Annotated in this window: 13 protein-coding genes; 6 read left to right on the plus strand and 7 right to left on the minus strand. The window is 39.2% G+C overall.

Features of this window, described 5'->3' with window-relative positions; all coding sequences use genetic code 11:
* Positions 1-24: 24 nt before the first annotated feature.
* From bfr (P20311_RS09735) to P20311_RS09750, 4 genes are all read right to left on the minus strand, one after another.
* Positions 25-489, minus strand: coding sequence for a bacterioferritin (gene bfr / locus P20311_RS09735; protein WP_008112262.1), 465 nt, complete (start codon positions 487-489; stop codon positions 25-27).
* Positions 490-500: 11 nt separating this feature from the next.
* On the minus strand, positions 501-974 hold the full coding sequence (bfr, locus tag P20311_RS09740) for a bacterioferritin (RefSeq protein WP_008112265.1): 474 nt from the start codon (positions 972-974) through the stop codon (positions 501-503).
* A 220-nt stretch (positions 975-1,194) separates the two neighbouring features.
* Positions 1,195-3,333: a TonB-dependent receptor gene (locus P20311_RS09745; RefSeq protein WP_008112267.1), complete on the minus strand. Its 2,139-nt coding sequence runs from the start codon at positions 3,331-3,333 to the stop codon at positions 1,195-1,197.
* A gap of 268 nt (positions 3,334-3,601) precedes the next feature.
* Complete coding sequence (locus tag P20311_RS09750) at positions 3,602-4,462, minus strand: cation diffusion facilitator family transporter (protein ID WP_008112269.1); 861 nt, start codon at positions 4,460-4,462, stop codon at positions 3,602-3,604.
* 232 nt (positions 4,463-4,694) lie between these two features.
* On the opposite strand from P20311_RS09750, the gene P20311_RS09755 reads away from it, so the two are divergent.
* The 5 genes from P20311_RS09755 (at position 4,695) to P20311_RS09775 (ending at position 12,731) form a co-directional block, all read left to right on the plus strand.
* Positions 4,695-9,416 carry a PAS domain-containing protein gene (locus tag P20311_RS09755; RefSeq protein ID WP_008112270.1) on the plus strand — a complete coding sequence of 1,574 codons (4,722 nt, stop codon included), beginning with the start codon at positions 4,695-4,697 and terminating at the stop codon, positions 9,414-9,416.
* Between the two features lie 11 nt (positions 9,417-9,427).
* Positions 9,428-9,916, plus strand: a complete 489-nt coding sequence (locus tag P20311_RS09760; RefSeq protein ID WP_008112272.1) for a GNAT family N-acetyltransferase — start codon at positions 9,428-9,430, stop codon at positions 9,914-9,916.
* 336 nt (positions 9,917-10,252) lie between these two features.
* Positions 10,253-11,605, plus strand: coding sequence for a DNA-3-methyladenine glycosylase 2 family protein (locus P20311_RS09765; RefSeq protein ID WP_008112274.1), 1,353 nt, complete (start codon positions 10,253-10,255; stop codon positions 11,603-11,605).
* Positions 11,602-12,069, plus strand: coding sequence for a methylated-DNA--[protein]-cysteine S-methyltransferase (locus P20311_RS09770; RefSeq protein ID WP_008112277.1), 468 nt, complete (start codon positions 11,602-11,604; stop codon positions 12,067-12,069). Before P20311_RS09765 ends, P20311_RS09770 begins: the two co-directional genes overlap by 4 nt.
* Positions 12,070-12,146: 77 nt before the next feature.
* Positions 12,147-12,731, plus strand: a complete 585-nt coding sequence (locus P20311_RS09775; protein ID WP_008112278.1) for a thymidine kinase — start codon at positions 12,147-12,149, stop codon at positions 12,729-12,731.
* Here P20311_RS09775 and ltaE read toward each other — a convergent pair.
* Positions 12,714-13,718, minus strand: a complete 1,005-nt coding sequence (ltaE, locus tag P20311_RS09780) for a low-specificity L-threonine aldolase (RefSeq protein WP_008112280.1) — start codon at positions 13,716-13,718, stop codon at positions 12,714-12,716. The two genes, P20311_RS09775 and ltaE, sit on opposite strands and share 18 nt — an antisense overlap.
* Before the next feature lie 19 nt (positions 13,719-13,737).
* The gene (gene rlmF / locus P20311_RS09785) at positions 13,738-14,670 is read right to left on the minus strand and encodes a 23S rRNA (adenine(1618)-N(6))-methyltransferase RlmF (protein ID WP_008112282.1); all 933 of its coding nucleotides are present in this window, start codon (positions 14,668-14,670) and stop codon (positions 13,738-13,740) included.
* 129 nt (positions 14,671-14,799) lie between these two features.
* Between rlmF and P20311_RS09790 the strand changes: the two genes are divergently transcribed.
* Positions 14,800-15,708, plus strand: coding sequence for an alpha/beta fold hydrolase (locus P20311_RS09790; RefSeq protein ID WP_008112284.1), 909 nt, complete (start codon positions 14,800-14,802; stop codon positions 15,706-15,708).
* Here P20311_RS09790 and P20311_RS09795 read toward each other — a convergent pair.
* Complete coding sequence (locus tag P20311_RS09795) at positions 15,677-17,119, minus strand: sulfotransferase (protein ID WP_008112287.1); 1,443 nt, start codon at positions 17,117-17,119, stop codon at positions 15,677-15,679. The genes P20311_RS09790 and P20311_RS09795 overlap by 32 nt on opposite strands.
* Between the last annotated feature and the right edge of the window lie 132 nt (positions 17,120-17,251).

Raw genomic sequence — 17,251 nt, forward strand, 5'->3', positions numbered from 1 at the left:
TTTTTTTGTATTTATAACTTTAACTTACAGTTGCGATTGTAAGTAGTTTTCAAGCCCAGTGTTTTTGATCAGTAGTTGCTGTGTTTCTAGCCAATCAATTTGCTCTTCTTGCTCATTTAAAATGTTATCGAGCGCTTCACGGCTAATGTAATCTTTTTTACTTTCAGCTAGTTTAATCGCAGCACGTAGCTCATCTACTGTATCAAGTTCAAAGCTCATGTTAGCGGCAATCATTTCTTCGCTGTTTTCACCAATGCGTAAGCGTCCTAAATCTTGAAGGTTAGGCAGGCCTTCTAAAAATAAAATACGCTCAATTAAACGGTCGGCGTTTTTCATTTTTTGTATCGATACTTTGTAATCAGCTTTGTCTAGTTTACTAAAACCAAAATCTTTAAACATGCGTGCATGTAAAAAGTATTGGTTAATACCCACAAGCTCATTAGCAAGTACTTTATTTAGTGCTGCAATAACGTCTTTATCGCCTTTCATAATATAAGTCCTTATTCGCCCATTTGAGCTTGGTGATAGTTTTGAGTGCCAATTTTGTCAATTAGACCTAGTTGTTGTTCTAACCAGTAAACATGATCTTCTTCGGTATCAAATAATAGCTTTTCTAGAATTTCACGAGATTGATAATCTTGCTGCTGTTCACAGATGGCAATAACGTCTTTAACACACTCAACCACTTCAAGTTCTAAAGTTAAGTCGTTTTGCATCATGCTTTTTACATCGCTACCAATTAAGAGGTCACGACGTTTGGTCATGTTTGGTACGCCTTCTAAAAAAAGAATACGTTTAATTAGCCAGTCAGCGTGGTCTTTTTCTTCTTCCATTTCATGGTTAAGACGCTCATAAAGTTTGTTTAAGCCCCAATCGTCGTACATACGAGAATGAATAAAATACTGGTCAATAGCAGCTAATTCGTTAGCTAACAATGTATTGAAGGCGTCGATTACTTTTTGATTACCTTTCATAGCGCTTATCCTAAAAATTCTAATTGTGGCTAGTCTAGTATATAGGCACAGAATTGCAAGTAATTTACTTATAAATCATATGGTTAATATTGAGTTTGATTCTCGTTTAAGTTTGCATTGCTGGTTAATAAACGGACAGGTTGTTATTTGTATTTTAGATCAGCAAGTTAGTTGAGGGTATAAGCGCGTTCATACCGTAAAAGTATGAACGCGTAAGTGATCAAAATTGATAAGTAACACCCACTGTGGCCGTTGTACCTAAACCTTTAATGTTGTATCCACCATAGGTGTAAGATTGCGCACGGGCAGGGAAGTAGTCTTGGTTAAATAGGTTTTCTATCCCGATAAAACTTTTCCAGTTGTCTGCAAACTGATACTGACCACTTAAATTAAAAACCGTGTAGTTATCGACAGGTCCCTGATCGCCAACATATTTACCATTATCATTAGGCTCAAAGCGCTTTCTATCACCCACATACAAGTAACTTAATGTTAATGATAGGGCATCCGTAGGTTGCCAGTTAAGATTGGCTGTGGCTTTTGGTGGGCTGATTTGCTTAGAGCCTAAGTATATATCTGCTTCAGTATTTTCACCTTCTACATAACTATAAGTTGCCAGTAATTTAAGAGATGGGCTTATGGTGTAGTCTACTAAGGCTTCATAACCCCAAATTTCTTGAGGTGCTCTAACCGGTTCATAAACACCCGTTACTTCATTAAATTTGTTTGTAGTGCCAAGCTCAGAGGTGCTTCGATATGCTGCGACTTCTAAACGAACTGCATCAAATTGAGAATTAAAACCAATTTCATAATTATCGATAATTGAAGCCTGTGTTTGAATAAGGCCTATATCATTTACTGTGGCAGAGCGAAGTAGGCGGCCAATATCTGATATATCAGATCCCTGTGAGTAGTTTAAAAAGGGGCTGAATTTTTCATCTAGATTGTATTTAATGCCCACGTTATAGGTCGTAGCATTGTAATCAACCGTGTCGCCTTTTACGCTAATTGGCACAGAGCATTGCGTGGCCGTTTTACATAATTTAAGCGTGCGATAATCATCTACGCTAAGGTCGATATTTTCTTTGCGTACACCGGCCTTTATTATTAAGTCATTAGCGATAACCCACTTAGTTTGTAAAAAGCCCGCGACACTTTTCATGTCCATTTCTGGCACCCAAACACGCCCATCAACCAGCGGTTGTGCAGTTACATCATTTAACGCATCAATTCCGTAAATAAATGACGCTTCAACTGAGTCAAAGTCCACCTGGGTATTAAAAGTTGCTCTGGCGCCTTTTTTTTCTGAACTTATAACTGATTGACCACCTTGATAATTCTCATCAGGATTGGCAAGGTTTGGAGAGAAGAAAAACACATTTTCTATATCTTGCGTATAGAAGTCTAACGTCATTTGTGTGTTTTCAAGCAGTGCGTAGTCGGTGTATTTTAAGGTTATATTTTCGTTGCCTTCTGGCCCTTGTGGTTTACCTTGCTTTTGTAATTCTGACGGCACATGAATGGCGTAGGTTTTTTCTCCTAGGCTCATATCACCAACAACATCGCCTAAGTCGGTTTTTTGTTGTGAACTGAAGTAGTTATAACTAAATTGGAGTTGCTTTTCATCATCAAAGTCATAGCCAAGCTTAGTGAAGTAATTTTGTGTAACGGCATCAGATAAACCATATTGTAAACCGAGAATATCGCCTTGCGAATCGCGTTGTACACCGTTTTCTTCATAGCTTGCAGTCACTAAATAACTCAATTTATCTGCACGACCATTCAATGCTGCAGATAACCTTGCGCCTGCGCTTTCTTCAAGTTTTACCGCACTAAAACGACTCGATAAGCTTATTTCACCTTGGGGTTGGCCATCGCTTTGTGCTTGTTTGGTAATATAGTTAATAATTCCGCCTGATGCGCCGTTACCATAAATTGACGTTGCCCCTTTAATGACTTCTATTCGACCTATTGCGCTTGGATCTAAGGTTTTTACCCCTAATGATCCGTTACGCAGTGGCGTTGACTGTGGCACGCCATCAATCATGATCAGTGGGGCACGCCCGCGTAAAGTTTGTCCTGAATTACTTGAGCTTCCAGTATCTGGAGCAAGGCCGGGAACCATTTGTGCTAAAAGGCTTTGTAATTCTGGATTAACTTTTAAATGCGCTTCTATTTGCTTTTGACTAATAATAGTTATGGAAGCTGGGACCTCATCAATACTTTCAAAAACACGACTACCCGAAACAATAACGTGCTCCATTTCTGTTTGATTTAAATTTCTTTGGATCGTTGATTCGTCTGCAATACTGGCGCCACTGACTATTAATGCTATTAAGCTCAGAGATGTTTTAAACATGCGGGTCCTTCGTTTGAATGGTTTTAGTTGTATTAATGATGGGCGCAATATTAAGAGTAATTTAAAGTAAGCGCAAGGTTAATGATAATTGTTTTTATTTGCATATATGCTGTTGCAAGCTACAGGGGGTCAGATATAACGTTGCGTTAAAAATAGATGCTCGTAACGGCAGTTGATTATTGTTAGCAGGCCTTCTGCGTTTTGTTGCACAAGGCATAAAAATAAAGATGTGTTCAGTTTTAATTACAAAGTACTTTGTATAATCAAACTAAGGTGAACAACACTCAATTACGCAGTGTTCAATTGCAAATTCATCATGTAAATAGTGTTTTATGGCATTAAGCTCAATAGGGGTATCTGTTTGCATCACAATTTCACAGTGAGTGGTAGTATCGTCCAGTTGCCACGCTTTTATGGATTTTATTTGCGTAATAGCAAACTGTTGCAGTAATTTCTTGCTTATAAGTTGCTGATCAAAACCAATGGGTGCTGCTTGCATTAAAATACTACAGCTGGCTTTAAGTAATAATACGCCGTGATAAATAACGTACAGTGATATTAAAATGGTCGCTATTAAATCAACTACATACCACTGGTATAAAATGATTAAAGTACCGGCAATAATAACGACTATTGATGCCATTGCATCAGACACATTATGAATAAACGCCGCCTTTATATTCATGTTGTTTTTAGCACCGGCTCTGTAGGTTAATAAAGCGGTTAACAAATCAATAAATAGGGCTATTGCAGCCACCCACACAATAATCCAACCATTAATAGGTTGCGGGTTTAAATAACCGCTAATTGCTTCAAAAATTAAATAACAGCCAATCACAATCAAGGTTGTACTGTTAAAAAGTGTGGCTAATATTTCAGCGCGTTTGTAGCCAAAATGGTGCGTGCTATCAGCACTTTTTTTGCCAATTTTTCGAGCAATAAGCGCTATAAATATGGCTGCCGCATCGCTTAAGTTATGCAGCGCATCAGCAATTAATGAAAGGCTGCCTGAAAATACACCACCTATAACTTGAGCTATAGTAAGCAGTACATTAATAAAAACGGCTAAGGTGAGTTGTTTATCACTGTGGCTGTCATCTACATGACTATGAGAGTGTTCATGCCCCATATTATGTTGCCCATTTATTGTTGATATTCTGTATGCTCATCATGACAACTTTAAAGCGGTTATTAAAGAGAATTTATGGTTTGTACGCAATTAGTCTAAATCTAACAATAAGTTAATATTGATTATAAAGTGTTATGTTGTAATAGGCGGGTTTTATGCTTTAATGGCTTTATAACGAAAAGATAAAAGTGGCTAAGTAAAAAGCATGGCCTGTAGGTTAGTATAATTAATTATGAAAACACGCTCAATTCAACATCAGTTAGCCATTATTTTTATCGTTATTGCTTTAGTACCCTTGGCTATAATGGCTTTTATAAACCATCAGCAAGTGCAAAATAGTCGAACCCTTAATGATTCTGCAAAGCTTAACCAGCTCAGTAGTATAGCTAAGCAATTAGCAGAGACTTGGTTTGTTGAGCGGTTAAATAACTCCCAACAATTAGCAGAGCTATTAACTCGTGACTCAGCACAAAGTAACGCGTTAACGTCGCCTTTAATTGATGACTATATTAAATTACACCCCTATATTAATGCTATTGAGTTAATAGAAAAACCAGAACAATTCACATCACTCAACACAAACTATTTTAGCGCTATTACTCGTGACGATATAAACGCTATTTTTACTCGTCTAAATAGCAGCCAAAAAGCTGTATTTCGCTCTTTTGCAGTCGATAAACAAACCTTTCATATTATTGCAACGCCACTTTTTAATAGTAATGAGCAATTACACGCTGTGCTGCTTAGCGATATTTCCGTGGCAAAATTATTACGTTATCTCAAATTACAGGTTATGCAAAATACCCAAGCCGACTTTTATATATTTTATAAAAATAACGCTCAAGGAGTCGATTCTGACTTAAATCAACTCTTAACCTTGCCTTTTGAGCCATCTTTAATGGCTTTGCCGGTGTTTGAGTATACCGATAAAAACAAACAGCTACATGCTGCAACAACCACGAAGTTAAACTTTTTAAATGCCCAAAGTTGGCAATTAGTTGTAACTAAGCCTGTGGTATTTAGCGAGTTTCAGCCTTTTTTAACCATGCACGTTATTCTCGTACTAGTTGTGATTATTTTGATTATGAGTGCTTTAGGGTGGAGTCACCGACGTTTATCTAGGCCATTACATCAACTTACTCATGTTACTGATGAAAGTACAACGCCCACATTACTTAACAGTAATGCTGAATTTGCGCATTTACCACATGAGTTACAGTTATTAATTAATGTGCAGCAACACCAGCATCGTCAATATCATACACAAGCAACTTCATTACAAAATGCGTTAAAGCAATTAGCGCAGCAAAAAAGTGCATTAGATGAGCATGCTATTGTTGCGGTGACCGACTTAAAAGGCACGATTACGTTTGCCAATAGTAAATTTTGCAAAATTAGTGGCTACGAACACCACGAGTTAGTTGGCAAAAATCACCGTATTTTAAATTCAGGTGTGCACCCTAAAGCGTTCTTTAAAAATATGTATGAGGCGCTTAAAAAAGACAAAATTTGGCATGGCCAAATTTGTAATAAAGCTAAAGATGGGCGTTTTTATTGGGTAGATACCACTATTGCTGTTTTTGTAGATGATGATGGTAGGGCACACAGTTATGTTGCAATTCGTACAGATATTACCGCGCTTAAATTACAAGAAATAGAATTAGAGCAGCATAAAACACAGCTGGAACTTGTCATTGACTCAACCGCAGTAGGCATATGGGATTGGTACATTGATTCGGGCAAGGTTACCTTTAATTCACGTTGGGCGGAGATCATCGGTTATACACTCAGTGAATTAACGCCAACCAGTATTGAAACGTGGCAAAAGTATGCACACCCAGAAGATTTAGTACTTTCAAACCAAAAATTACAGGCACATTTTGCCGGTGAAACCGAACATTACGTTTGCGAAGCGCGGATGCGACATAAACAAGGGCATTGGATTTGGGTGTTAGATACCGCAAAAGTGGTTGAATATAATAGCGATGGTTCTCCAAAGCGGATGATTGGTACACATTTAGATATTTCTGAACAAAAAGCTACCCAAGAACAGTTACAAAGTAGTCGCGATCAGTTTGCTACATTGGTGGGTAATATCCCCGGTATTATTTATCGCTGTAAATATGATGCGTTGTGGACCATGATTTACATGAGTAAACAAACAAGTGAAATAACAGGGTACGAGCCTACCGCCTTAATAAATAATCAACAGCATAGCTTTATTAGTATTATTCATCCTGATGATCGCACTGACGTTAGAAATAAAATTAGAGAGTGTGTACAAGAACATCGTTCTTGGTCTATAGAGTACAGAATAATTACCAACGATAACTGCACTCGTTGGGTCAACGACAAAGGCCAAGCCATTTATGACACCAATGAAGACGTGTCTTATCTCGATGGATTTATACTTGATATTACTGAGCGTCACGAAGCGCAGCTGAAAATTGCTCGACAACAAGACTTACTTGAATCAATGAGTAAACAAGGGCAAATAGGTGCGTGGGAAATAAACTTAAACACCAATGCTGTATATTGGTCTGATGAAGTTAAAGCTATTCATGATGTGCCTAGCGATTATGAGCCAGAAATTACCACCGCAATAAATTTTTATAAGTCAGGTGAGCACCGACAAATTATTGAGACGCTATTTGAAAAGGCGATTACAACCGGTCAAAGTTGGAGTGTAGAACTTATTATACTCACCCATAAAGGAAACGAAATATGGGTTAAATCGATGGGGCAAGCTGAATTTAAAGAAGGCGAATGTGTTCGTGTTTTTGGCTCGTTTCAAAATATAGATGCGCACAAGCGGCTTGAATTAGAAAGCGAAAAAGCCAATAGATATAATAAAAACTTAGCCACACTTACGGTTTCTCCTGAGGTGCAAAGTAGCGACGTCGATAAAGTAAAATTACTGGCGGTAAAATCAATGTGTGAGGTGTTAGATGTTGACCGTGCCTCAGTATGGATTTTTAATGAGCAACGCGATGCAATGCTCTGCCACAGTTTATATATAAAAGGTGAGGGGCATGTTCACTCAAATAGTGAGCTGAGTGTGGAGCAATACCCCGCCTATTATGATGCAATTTATAAACAAAATTTAATTGCCATTGATGATGTGTATACCCATGCCGCTACCAGCGACTTTATTGATAGTTACGCTATCCCACTGAATGTTAAATCGATGCTTGATGCGGTAATCGCAACAGGTGATGGTAATTTAGGTATTTTATGTGCAGAAACCGTTGGTGAACCACGTCATTGGACCCAAGGTGAAGAAACCTATTTACGCTCTTTGGCCACTTTAGTTGGCAGTTCATTAGTTTCTCAACGCCGTAAGCAAACCGCTGAAAAATTAAAAGTAGCGCTTGTTCAAGCAAAAGAAGCTGGAGTAGCTAAAAGCCAATTTTTAGCCACTATGAGCCATGAAATTCGCACCCCAATGAATGGGGTGTTAGGCATGCTCGAGCTGATCCAATTAGAGCCACTGCCTAAACATGTAGAAACCAAAGTAGGTATAGCCAAACAAAGTGCGCATTCTTTATTAGCGGTTATTAACGACATTTTAGATTTTTCAAAAGTTGAGGCGGGTAAAGTTGAATTAGAAAGCATTAACTTTAATGCCCGTGATCTGATTGGGTATGTTGCAGAGGCTCAAGCTTTGAGTGCGCAAGGCAAAGGCATAGAAATTATTTTAGATTTAGTTGCTGTAGAGCCCTCGCATCTAAAAGGCGATCCTAGTCGAATTCGTCAAGTTTTGACCAACTTACTCAGTAATGCGGTTAAATTTACTAGTCAAGGTGAGGTGGTGATCAGCGCGTCGATAAAGCCGACTGATCAAGGGCTTGAATTTAAGGTAAGTGTAAAAGATTCTGGAATAGGTATAAGTAAAGAAAAACAAAAACAGTTGTTTAGCCCGTTTACCCAAGTGGATGCATCAACCACCCGAGAATATGGGGGTACAGGCTTAGGGCTCGCTATATGCAAGCAGTTATGTGAACTTATGGGTGGATACATTAGTGTTAGCAGTGAAATAGGCAAAGGCAGTGTGTTTACTGCACAAATGATACTTGAGGAAGGGGAAGAGCAAGAGCGCTATGTACCCAATGTAAATATTAATGAGCTCACTATTTTGGTGGTTGACGATAACCAAACAAATCGATTAGTGATCAGTGAGCAGTTAGGGCATTGGGGAGCACATGTTGAATTAGCAAGTGATGCCAAACAAGCGCTTGAAATGTGTGAAAATAGAATTAAAAACCAACAAAAAGTATATGATATCGCTGTATTAGACATGCAAATGCCAGATATGGATGGTATTGAGCTGTGTAAAATATTAAAAGCGGATGCTAATTATCAACCTATGCCATTAGTCATGATGACCAGTATTGCGGGTATGGAAGATGCGCAGCGTTACTCTGATGCAGGTTTTCAAGCGTATTTTCCAAAACCGGTGACCACGGCAGATTTAATTTCAGCGCTTTCAGTTATTGCCAATAATCCGCAAAAGCAGGCTCTTCCGCTTGTGACGCCTGGCTTTATTGCGTCAATGCGAAAAGACGAAGCGGATAAACCGGCTGAAATATTACTGGTCGAAGATAACCCTATTAATCAACAAGTCTCCACTTTAATGTTAAAGAAATTGAGCTGCGAAGTGACAGTGGCAGAGAACGGTCAGCAAGCAATAGAGATACTCAGCGCTCATGAAAAAGGGCATTTTAGCCTTGTATTAATGGATTGTCAGATGCCAGTCATGGACGGTTACAGTGCCACCACCGCAATAAGGAACAATGCGGCAGGGGAGCAACATAAAGCAATTAAAATTATTGCCTTGACCGCTAATGCGATGGAATCTGACAAACAGCGTTGTATTGATGCCGGAATGGACGATTATTTAAGTAAACCAATTCAACTAGACGTTTTAAAACAAAAATTAGAACAGTATTTTTAAGGTTATAAACAATGAACAAAGCAATAGAAATTCGCGATGCAAAGCCTAGTGACGCAAAAACAATCTTACACTTTATCAATGAACTTGCCATATACGAAAAAGAGCCTGATGCAGTAAAAACCGATGAGCAAGCCATTTTAAACACCCTGTTTTGCGACGGCGCAACAGCGCATAGTTTAATATGTTTACAAGACGATGAGCCAATTGGCTTTGCCGTGTATTTTTACAACTACTCTACTTGGTTAGGTAAAAATGGTCTCTATTTAGAAGATTTATATGTTAGCCCAGATAGCCGTGGAAATGGCGCTGGTAAAGCCATTATGAAAGAGCTGGCAAACAGAGCAATAAACAAAGACTGTGGTCGCTTTGAGTGGGTGGTACTTGATTGGAATAAACCTGCGATTGATTTTTATAATAGCATGGGGGCTGAGCCACAAAATGAATGGATTATTTATCGTTTAACGGGCCAAGCATTGATTGATTTTGCAAACAAAGATTAGGGTCTGTTGACCTTTTAAGGTTAAATTTGCAGCAGTCTGTTTGGTATTTAGGCAAGGCAGAGCCTAAGTGGTGTGGTTATTCCCCATAAATAGGCGATAACGCAGCATCAATGCCAAACAGGCGCTGCCCTTCGGGTTCTGCCTAGGGGCGATTTACTCTTTGTTGCTCGGTTTTGACTTAGCCCACTAGGTTACAAACCTCGCGCCGCGATTAAACCGCCCCTAGTTTGAACAAATTTTAATCCGCAAAGGTTAACAGACCCTAGTGCCGAATATGGCCAGTAATATACCTAGTTTTTGTTAAGCTAAGCGCTACAGAACTTATAAGAGCAATTTATGGTTAATCAGCATTGGCAAAAAGCGCGTCAGAGCCGCGATGCGCGTTTCGATGGGCTTTTTTATGTAGCGGTAAAAACCACAGGTATTTATTGTCGGCCAATTTGCCCCGCGCCCACTGCGCATGAAAAAAATGTAACCTACTACCAGTTTGCGCACTCTGCTGCGCAAGCAGGGTTTAGGCCTTGTATTCGTTGCAGGCCCGATAGTGCACCAGGTAGTGCTGCTTGGCAGGGAGCAAAAACCACTGCCTTACGCGCTAAACAGTTAATTGATCAATTTAACGAGTGTGATTGTGAAGTACTTGCAGCGCGTTTAGGAATAAGCAGTCGCTATTTAAGACGACTTTTTTCTCAACATTTTGGTCTTTCAGTTACTCAATATCGATTATTCAATCAATGCCATTTTGCAAAAAAATTGATTCAAGAAACCAGCTTACCGCTTACCGAGATAGCGTTTGCCTCAGGCTTTAAAAGTGTACGACGATTCAATGATGCTTTTTTAAAACAACTTAATATCGCGCCCTCAGCGCTTAGAACTACCAGGCACCCAACTGATCTTGGGCTCACCTTAATTTTGCCTTTTCGTCCACCGTATAACTGGCAAGCATTGCATGGGTTTTTAGCAAAACGACTTATAGAGCCAATAGAGTGGTTAACGCCAACCAGTTATGGGCGTACTTTTACTTATAAATCGTGTAGAGGCCGCTTTAATGCTGAATTTATTTCAGATAAACATCATTTTCGGGTGCAAATTGATATAGATAATACGCAATATTTACAGCCAGTTATTAACAACATTCGCCGTGTACTTGATTTAGATGCAGATACTTATTTAATTGAGGCGCATTTAAGCGAACACATTAATAATGCATTTCCACTTACTAAAGGCTTAAGGTTACCGGGTATTTGGTCAAGCTTTGAAGCGGGCATTCGCGCTGTGTTAGGTCAGCAGGTGAGTGTAACTGCGGCGCATAATTTAGTGACTCAATTAGTGCAACAGCTTTCGGAGCAACAAGAGGGAAAGATGTACTTTCCAACACCTGAAGTAGTGTCAGGTAGTGATTTTGCTTTTTTTAAAATGCCGCAGGCACGTAAAAATGCACTGCATAATCTCGCTGAATTTTGTGCTATTCACCCCAAGGAGGATGATTTAGACCAATGGCTTACTTTAAAAGGAATTGGCCCTTGGACGGTTAATTACGCAAAACTGCGCGGTCAAAGCCAACCCGATATTTTACTTGATGGCGATTTAGGGGTTAAAAAAGCCCAAGCGGCAGCAAGCTCGTTTGAATCTGCGAACTGTGCACCATTTCGATCTTACTTAACTTTTCAACTTTGGCAGCAATTATGATAGTGCAAACCAGTTTACCCAGTCCGATTGACGATATTATTATTCAGGCAACTGAAAACGGTATTAGTTATGTGGGGTTTTATCCACCGACCAGTTATGTCAGTACGCCTTTAAATAAGGTGACTAATTCACATGTTTTATCTTGTGTGGCGCAGCTTAATGAGTATTTTGCTCATACGCGTACTGAGTTTGATTTAGAGCTTGATACTGGCGGCACGCCATTTCAGCAAAGCGTATGGCAGGCATTACAAAGCGTACCGTTTGCTAAAGTGGCAACCTATAAAGATATTGCCATACAATTAAATAATCCTAAAGCAGTGAGGGCGGTGGGGGCTGCAAATGGCAAAAACCCAGTCAGCATTATTGTGCCGTGTCACCGCATCATTGGTGCAAATAAAAAGCTAACTGGTTATGCTGGTGGCCTAGAGCGTAAGCAATGGTTACTAGAGCACGAAGCAAAATAAATAAAATAGCGTTTCCAAATTTGTATTCTCTGCACTTTAGGGTAGCATAAGCGCACTTTTTATTTGAAGGCACGGCCATGGCGCAATTATACTTTTACTACTCTGCAATGAATGCAGGTAAATCAACCACTTTATTACAATCAGCGTTTAATTATAAAGAGCGCGGTATGGAGCCGGTGATCCTCACCGCAGCCATTGACGATAGAGCAGGAGTGGGCAAAGTATCCTCACGTATAGGCCTTCAAGCAGATGCACATATTTATGATGCGGATAAAGACGTATACGAGCTAATTAAATCGCTCAATAGTGATAAAAAACGCCATTGTGTACTCGTGGATGAATGTCAGTTTTTATCTAAAGATCAAGTTATGCAGTTAACCGATGTAGTCGATGAGTTAGGTATTCCCGTATTGTGTTACGGCTTAAGAAACGACTTTAGAGGTGAGTTATTTAGCGGCTCGCAATATTTACTTGCTTGGGCTGATAAGTTAATAGAACTTAAAACGGTGTGTCATTGTGGGCGTAAAGCAAATCACGTATTACGTACCGATGAAAATGGCGAGGCTATTGCCGATGGCAACCAAGTAGAAATTGGCGGCAACGATCGTTATGAATCGGTGTGCCGCAAACATTATAAAGCCGCGTTAAATATGGGCCGTTAAGGCTTTAATAAAGGTATCTATATCCGCTTTGGTAATACCTAAATGGGTTACTAGCCTAAGCTGCTTACTTGGGCTAAACACAATGTCCTGTGCTTTTAAATCGGCTGCTAGTTTTGTGATGTTTATGTTGTTATCAAACGTAGCGTAAACCATGTTTGTGGTATTACTCATGTTTACGTTAAAACCTGCCACGTTATTTAACTGCTTTGCTAAATAACGTGCATTAGCGTGGTCATCGACTAAACGTTGAGTGTTATTTTCTAAAGCATATTGCCCCGCAGCAGCTAATATACCCGCTTGGCGCATACCGCCGCCAAGCACTTTTCGCCAGCGTCTTGCTTTGGCTATCAATGCTGTTGAACCAAGCAATAATGAACCAACAGGTGCACCTAATCCTTTTGATAAGCAAATAGATACAGAGTCAAAATGTTGGGTTATTTCTTTAATATCAACGTTAAGCTCGGCAGCGGCATTAAAAGCGCGAGCGCCATCTAAATGCAGTGCTAAGTTATGTTGGTTAACAAATTCGCGTGCTTTGAGTAAATAATCAATACCGAGTACTTTGCCACCTATGGTGTTTTCAAGGCTCAGTAATCGCGTTTTCGCAAAGTGGCTATCATCGGGTTTTATTGCAGCAGCAATTTTAGTAAAACACAAGCTACCATCGGCTTCATTTTCAATAGGCTGTGGCTGAATAGAGCCTAAAACGGCAGCGCCACCGCCTTCAAACTTGTAGTTATGAGCATTTTGGCCACATATATACTCGTCGCCGCGTTCACAATGGGCCATTAATGCAAGCAGATTTGTTTGTGTGCCTGAGCTACAAAAAAGTGCATCTTGCACATTAAAACGTAATCGAGCATAAGCTTCTAATTGGTTTACACTTTCATCATCGCCATAAACGTCGTCGCCGACGGGGGCATGATACATAATATCCCGCATTTTGCTGCACGGCTTTGTTACTGTATCTGAGCGAAAATCTATCATGGGGTGTCCTTAAGTGGCTTTATACTAATTCTTCACAAATTTGTTCTCGGGTGGCTTTATCAAAATAGCTCCATGCAATAAAGCGACTGACTTTTTGCCCTTGTGCCATTTCAACAATTTTAAATTCACTAATAGGCTGTTGTTTTAGCTGTGCTTCTAAGGCTGCTAGAGTTTCTTTTTTAGAAACCAACGAGGTAAACCAAATTACTTGGTCACTGTGATCCCTGCTTTCTTTGATCATGTTAGAAATGAATGCTAACTCACCACCTTCACACCATAGCTCATTACTTTGTCCGCCAAAATTAAGTGCTTGCGAAGGCGTTTTGCCTAAGTTTTTCCATTTACGTTCACTGCCTTTATTGGCTTCTTCTGCACTGGCGTGAAATGGCGGGTTACACATCGTTAAATGATACAAATCTTTCGCATTAACCACCCCTTTAAAAATATGCTCGGGATTTTTTTGTTGTTTAAGCGTTATTTTTAGATTATTGAACTGAGCGAGCTGCTTGGCTATTTTTATTGCTGCAGAGTCTATGTCGCTGCCAGTAAAGTGCCATTGGTATTCGCTATTGCCCGTTAGCGGGTAAACTAAGTTAGCGCCAGTGCCTATATCAAGCACTTTAATTTGTCGGCCAGTGGGAATAATCTGCTGATTATCTTCGCTGAGTAAGTCAGCTAAGTAATGAATATAGTCAACTCTTCCTGGAATAGGTGGGCATAAGTTGTGCTCAGGTATGTCCCAAAAGTTAATGTTGTAATGACTTTTTAATAGCGCCTGATTCAAGGTTTTTACAGCTAAGTTATTACTAAAATCAATACTTTGATTGCCTGCTGGAGTCGTAATTAAAAAAGCAGTTAACGAAGGGGTTTGCGAGGTAAGCAAATTAAAATCGTAACCATTTTTGTGTTGATTGCGCGGATGTAATTTAGAACGAGTTGATTTTGCTTTCATGAGGCTTTTTTAACAACAGGAATAAAAGCCAATAGTAACAAATACAGACAGAAAAAGTGCATAATTTTCCCTTTGGCTTACCAGGTATTACTGGTAGGATGAGTTGTTAGCAATTATAAGGAATTCGCTTTGGCAGTTACTCAAGAGTCTGTTTTTATTAAATTAGATGACCATCAAACACTGCATTTACGCCGTATCGCCAATCAGAAGCCAAGTGGGCCTGTGGTGTTATTAATTCATGGTGCGGTAGAAAATGGCAAAATATTTTACACTCATAGCAATAAAGGGTTAGCGCCTTTTTTAGCTGAACACGGATATTGTTGTTACGTAGCTGATTTACGCGGGCGTGGTGAAAGTAAACCTGCTATTTGTAAGCAAGCACGGTATGGACAAACTGAGGCGATTGTTGAAGATATTCCGGCATTTATTGAAAAAATTGAACAGTTAGAGAGTAAAAAACCTGACTTTTTAGTTGCTCATTCTTGGGGTGGGGTGTTGCTTAATAGCGTGTTTGCTCGCTTCCCTGAGCTGATAAACGATGTAAAAGCGTGTGCCTATTTTGGTTCAAAGCGTTCGCTATTTAATAACCACCCTAAAAAGTTATTTCAGGCCAATTTGATTTGGTATTTTATGGCGCCAATATTAGCGAAAAAACACGGTTATTTACCAGCAAAACGCTTAAAGTGGGGCAGTGATGATGAAACTCAAAAGTCGCATTATCAAAGTATGCAGTGGGCTAAGAAAAATCCGTGGATAGACAGTGATGATGGCTTTGATTACGCTAAAACATTAGCAAATCTCACGCTTCCTCCAACGTTACATATTGCGGCAGTAAAAGATAAAGCATTGGCACAGCCTATCGATATTCAAAAGTTTATTGATGAGTCAGGTACTGGGGTGCAAAAAATGCAAATATATGGCCGCCGCTTTGGGCACAAAGTAGATTACGACCATATTAATATGCTTACCCATCCACAGGCACGCCAAGAACAATTTATAGATGTGCTTAATTGGTTTGAGGCAACGAGAGCAAACTAAGTAAAGGGGCTTCATAACGCTGCCATTTATCAAGGCTTTTGTTATTTACAGGCTGCCTAATCGCATGTTTACTGAGCGTTGTAACGGCGCTTTTATTTTTGTAAAAGTCTAAACAAGTCTGTTCAAATTCACAGCCAGTAAAACTCAATAGTGCGGTTAATTGATCTTTAGGGTTTTCAATTAACTGCTCATAACTTAAATTATAAATAGCTAAGCGGTTAAATTGCTGCCAATGGCTCATCAGTTTTTCATAAAGCTGATGGTACAAAGTAAATTCATTCAAATCACAAAAATAGGGTTCGTTTTCAGCAAAGTAATTAGTAAACACTGAAAATGCGGTTGCGTTAAAGTTGCGAGTCAGGTTAATAAACTTAGCGTCTGGGAATAGAATATAAATTAACCCTAAGTTTTGGTAATTGCTAGGCAGTTTATTGATCACAAATGCGCAATTGCTCCCAGAAGAACTTAAGGTATCTAAATATATAGCTCTGGCTTGGTTAATTAAAGGCGTTGTTAGCTTAGTTAAGCATTGAGGGTAGCGTAATCTTGTTTTATGTTCTAAAAAAGCAACTACCTTACTACTAATACTGGTGTCTTCTCCAAGCGTTGCCCATTGACTGTGCCCTGATAACATTTGCTCAAGTAGGGTTGAACCGCTTCGTGGCATACCAATAATAAACACGGGCGTAACAGGATACTGCTTATTTAGGTTTGCTAAATTGAGCACACTTTCATTGTTATATTCAATAAGTTGATCATAAAACTCAATTAAATCCTCAGTATTAAATTCACTGAGTTTACGTTGTTGCTGATTGGCAATAACAAAGTAATTAAATGCTTGATCAGTATCGTCTAACTTGTCGTAACTTTTAGCTAAAGCATAGTAGCAGACCATTTTTAAGCGTAGGTTATTTGTTTGCGTTAAAAAATGGTGTAACTGATCAATGTAATTATTTGCTTTATTAAAGCGCCCTAATTGTACCAATTCAAATAAAACATAAGCCGTAACCGGTGCTATTCCAAGCTTTAATGACTCCTCAAATGTGGCCTGTGCTTTATCGAGCTCGCCAAAGTTTAAATAATGCTGAGCTAAATAATAATGGGTGTCTGGGTTGTCTGTGGCAATGCTTGTTGCGTATTCGAGTACTTTTTGCGCGTCCTCAGGGGAGTTGACTGCATTAAATGCATCACTTAATGCATACAAAGGTTCTAATACATAAGGGAGGTGCTGACACGCTCGTTGTAGTATATACACAGCGGCATCAAATTGTTCTAAACGCAGTGCTACCTTACCTAGGCCAAACAGGGCGTCACCATTGTCAGGCTCTGCTTGTAATAGCGTTTTGTAATGAAACTCAGCTTCTCTAAGCTTGTTTTGTGACAATAACTCATTCGCTTTTTTTAGTAGCATAATACAACTAATATTCTTTTTATTTAATATAACCCCAAAGCCACAAAAAATGCGAGTGTAAAAGTCATTTTAAATGGGTTTATAAAGGGCAATAAAAAGGCGAAATGCATTACACATTTCGCCTTTGATTAT

Origin of the sequence: Pseudoalteromonas sp. BSi20311 (assembly GCF_000239875.1) — a bacterium.
Lineage (GTDB): Bacteria > Pseudomonadota > Gammaproteobacteria > Enterobacterales > Alteromonadaceae > Pseudoalteromonas.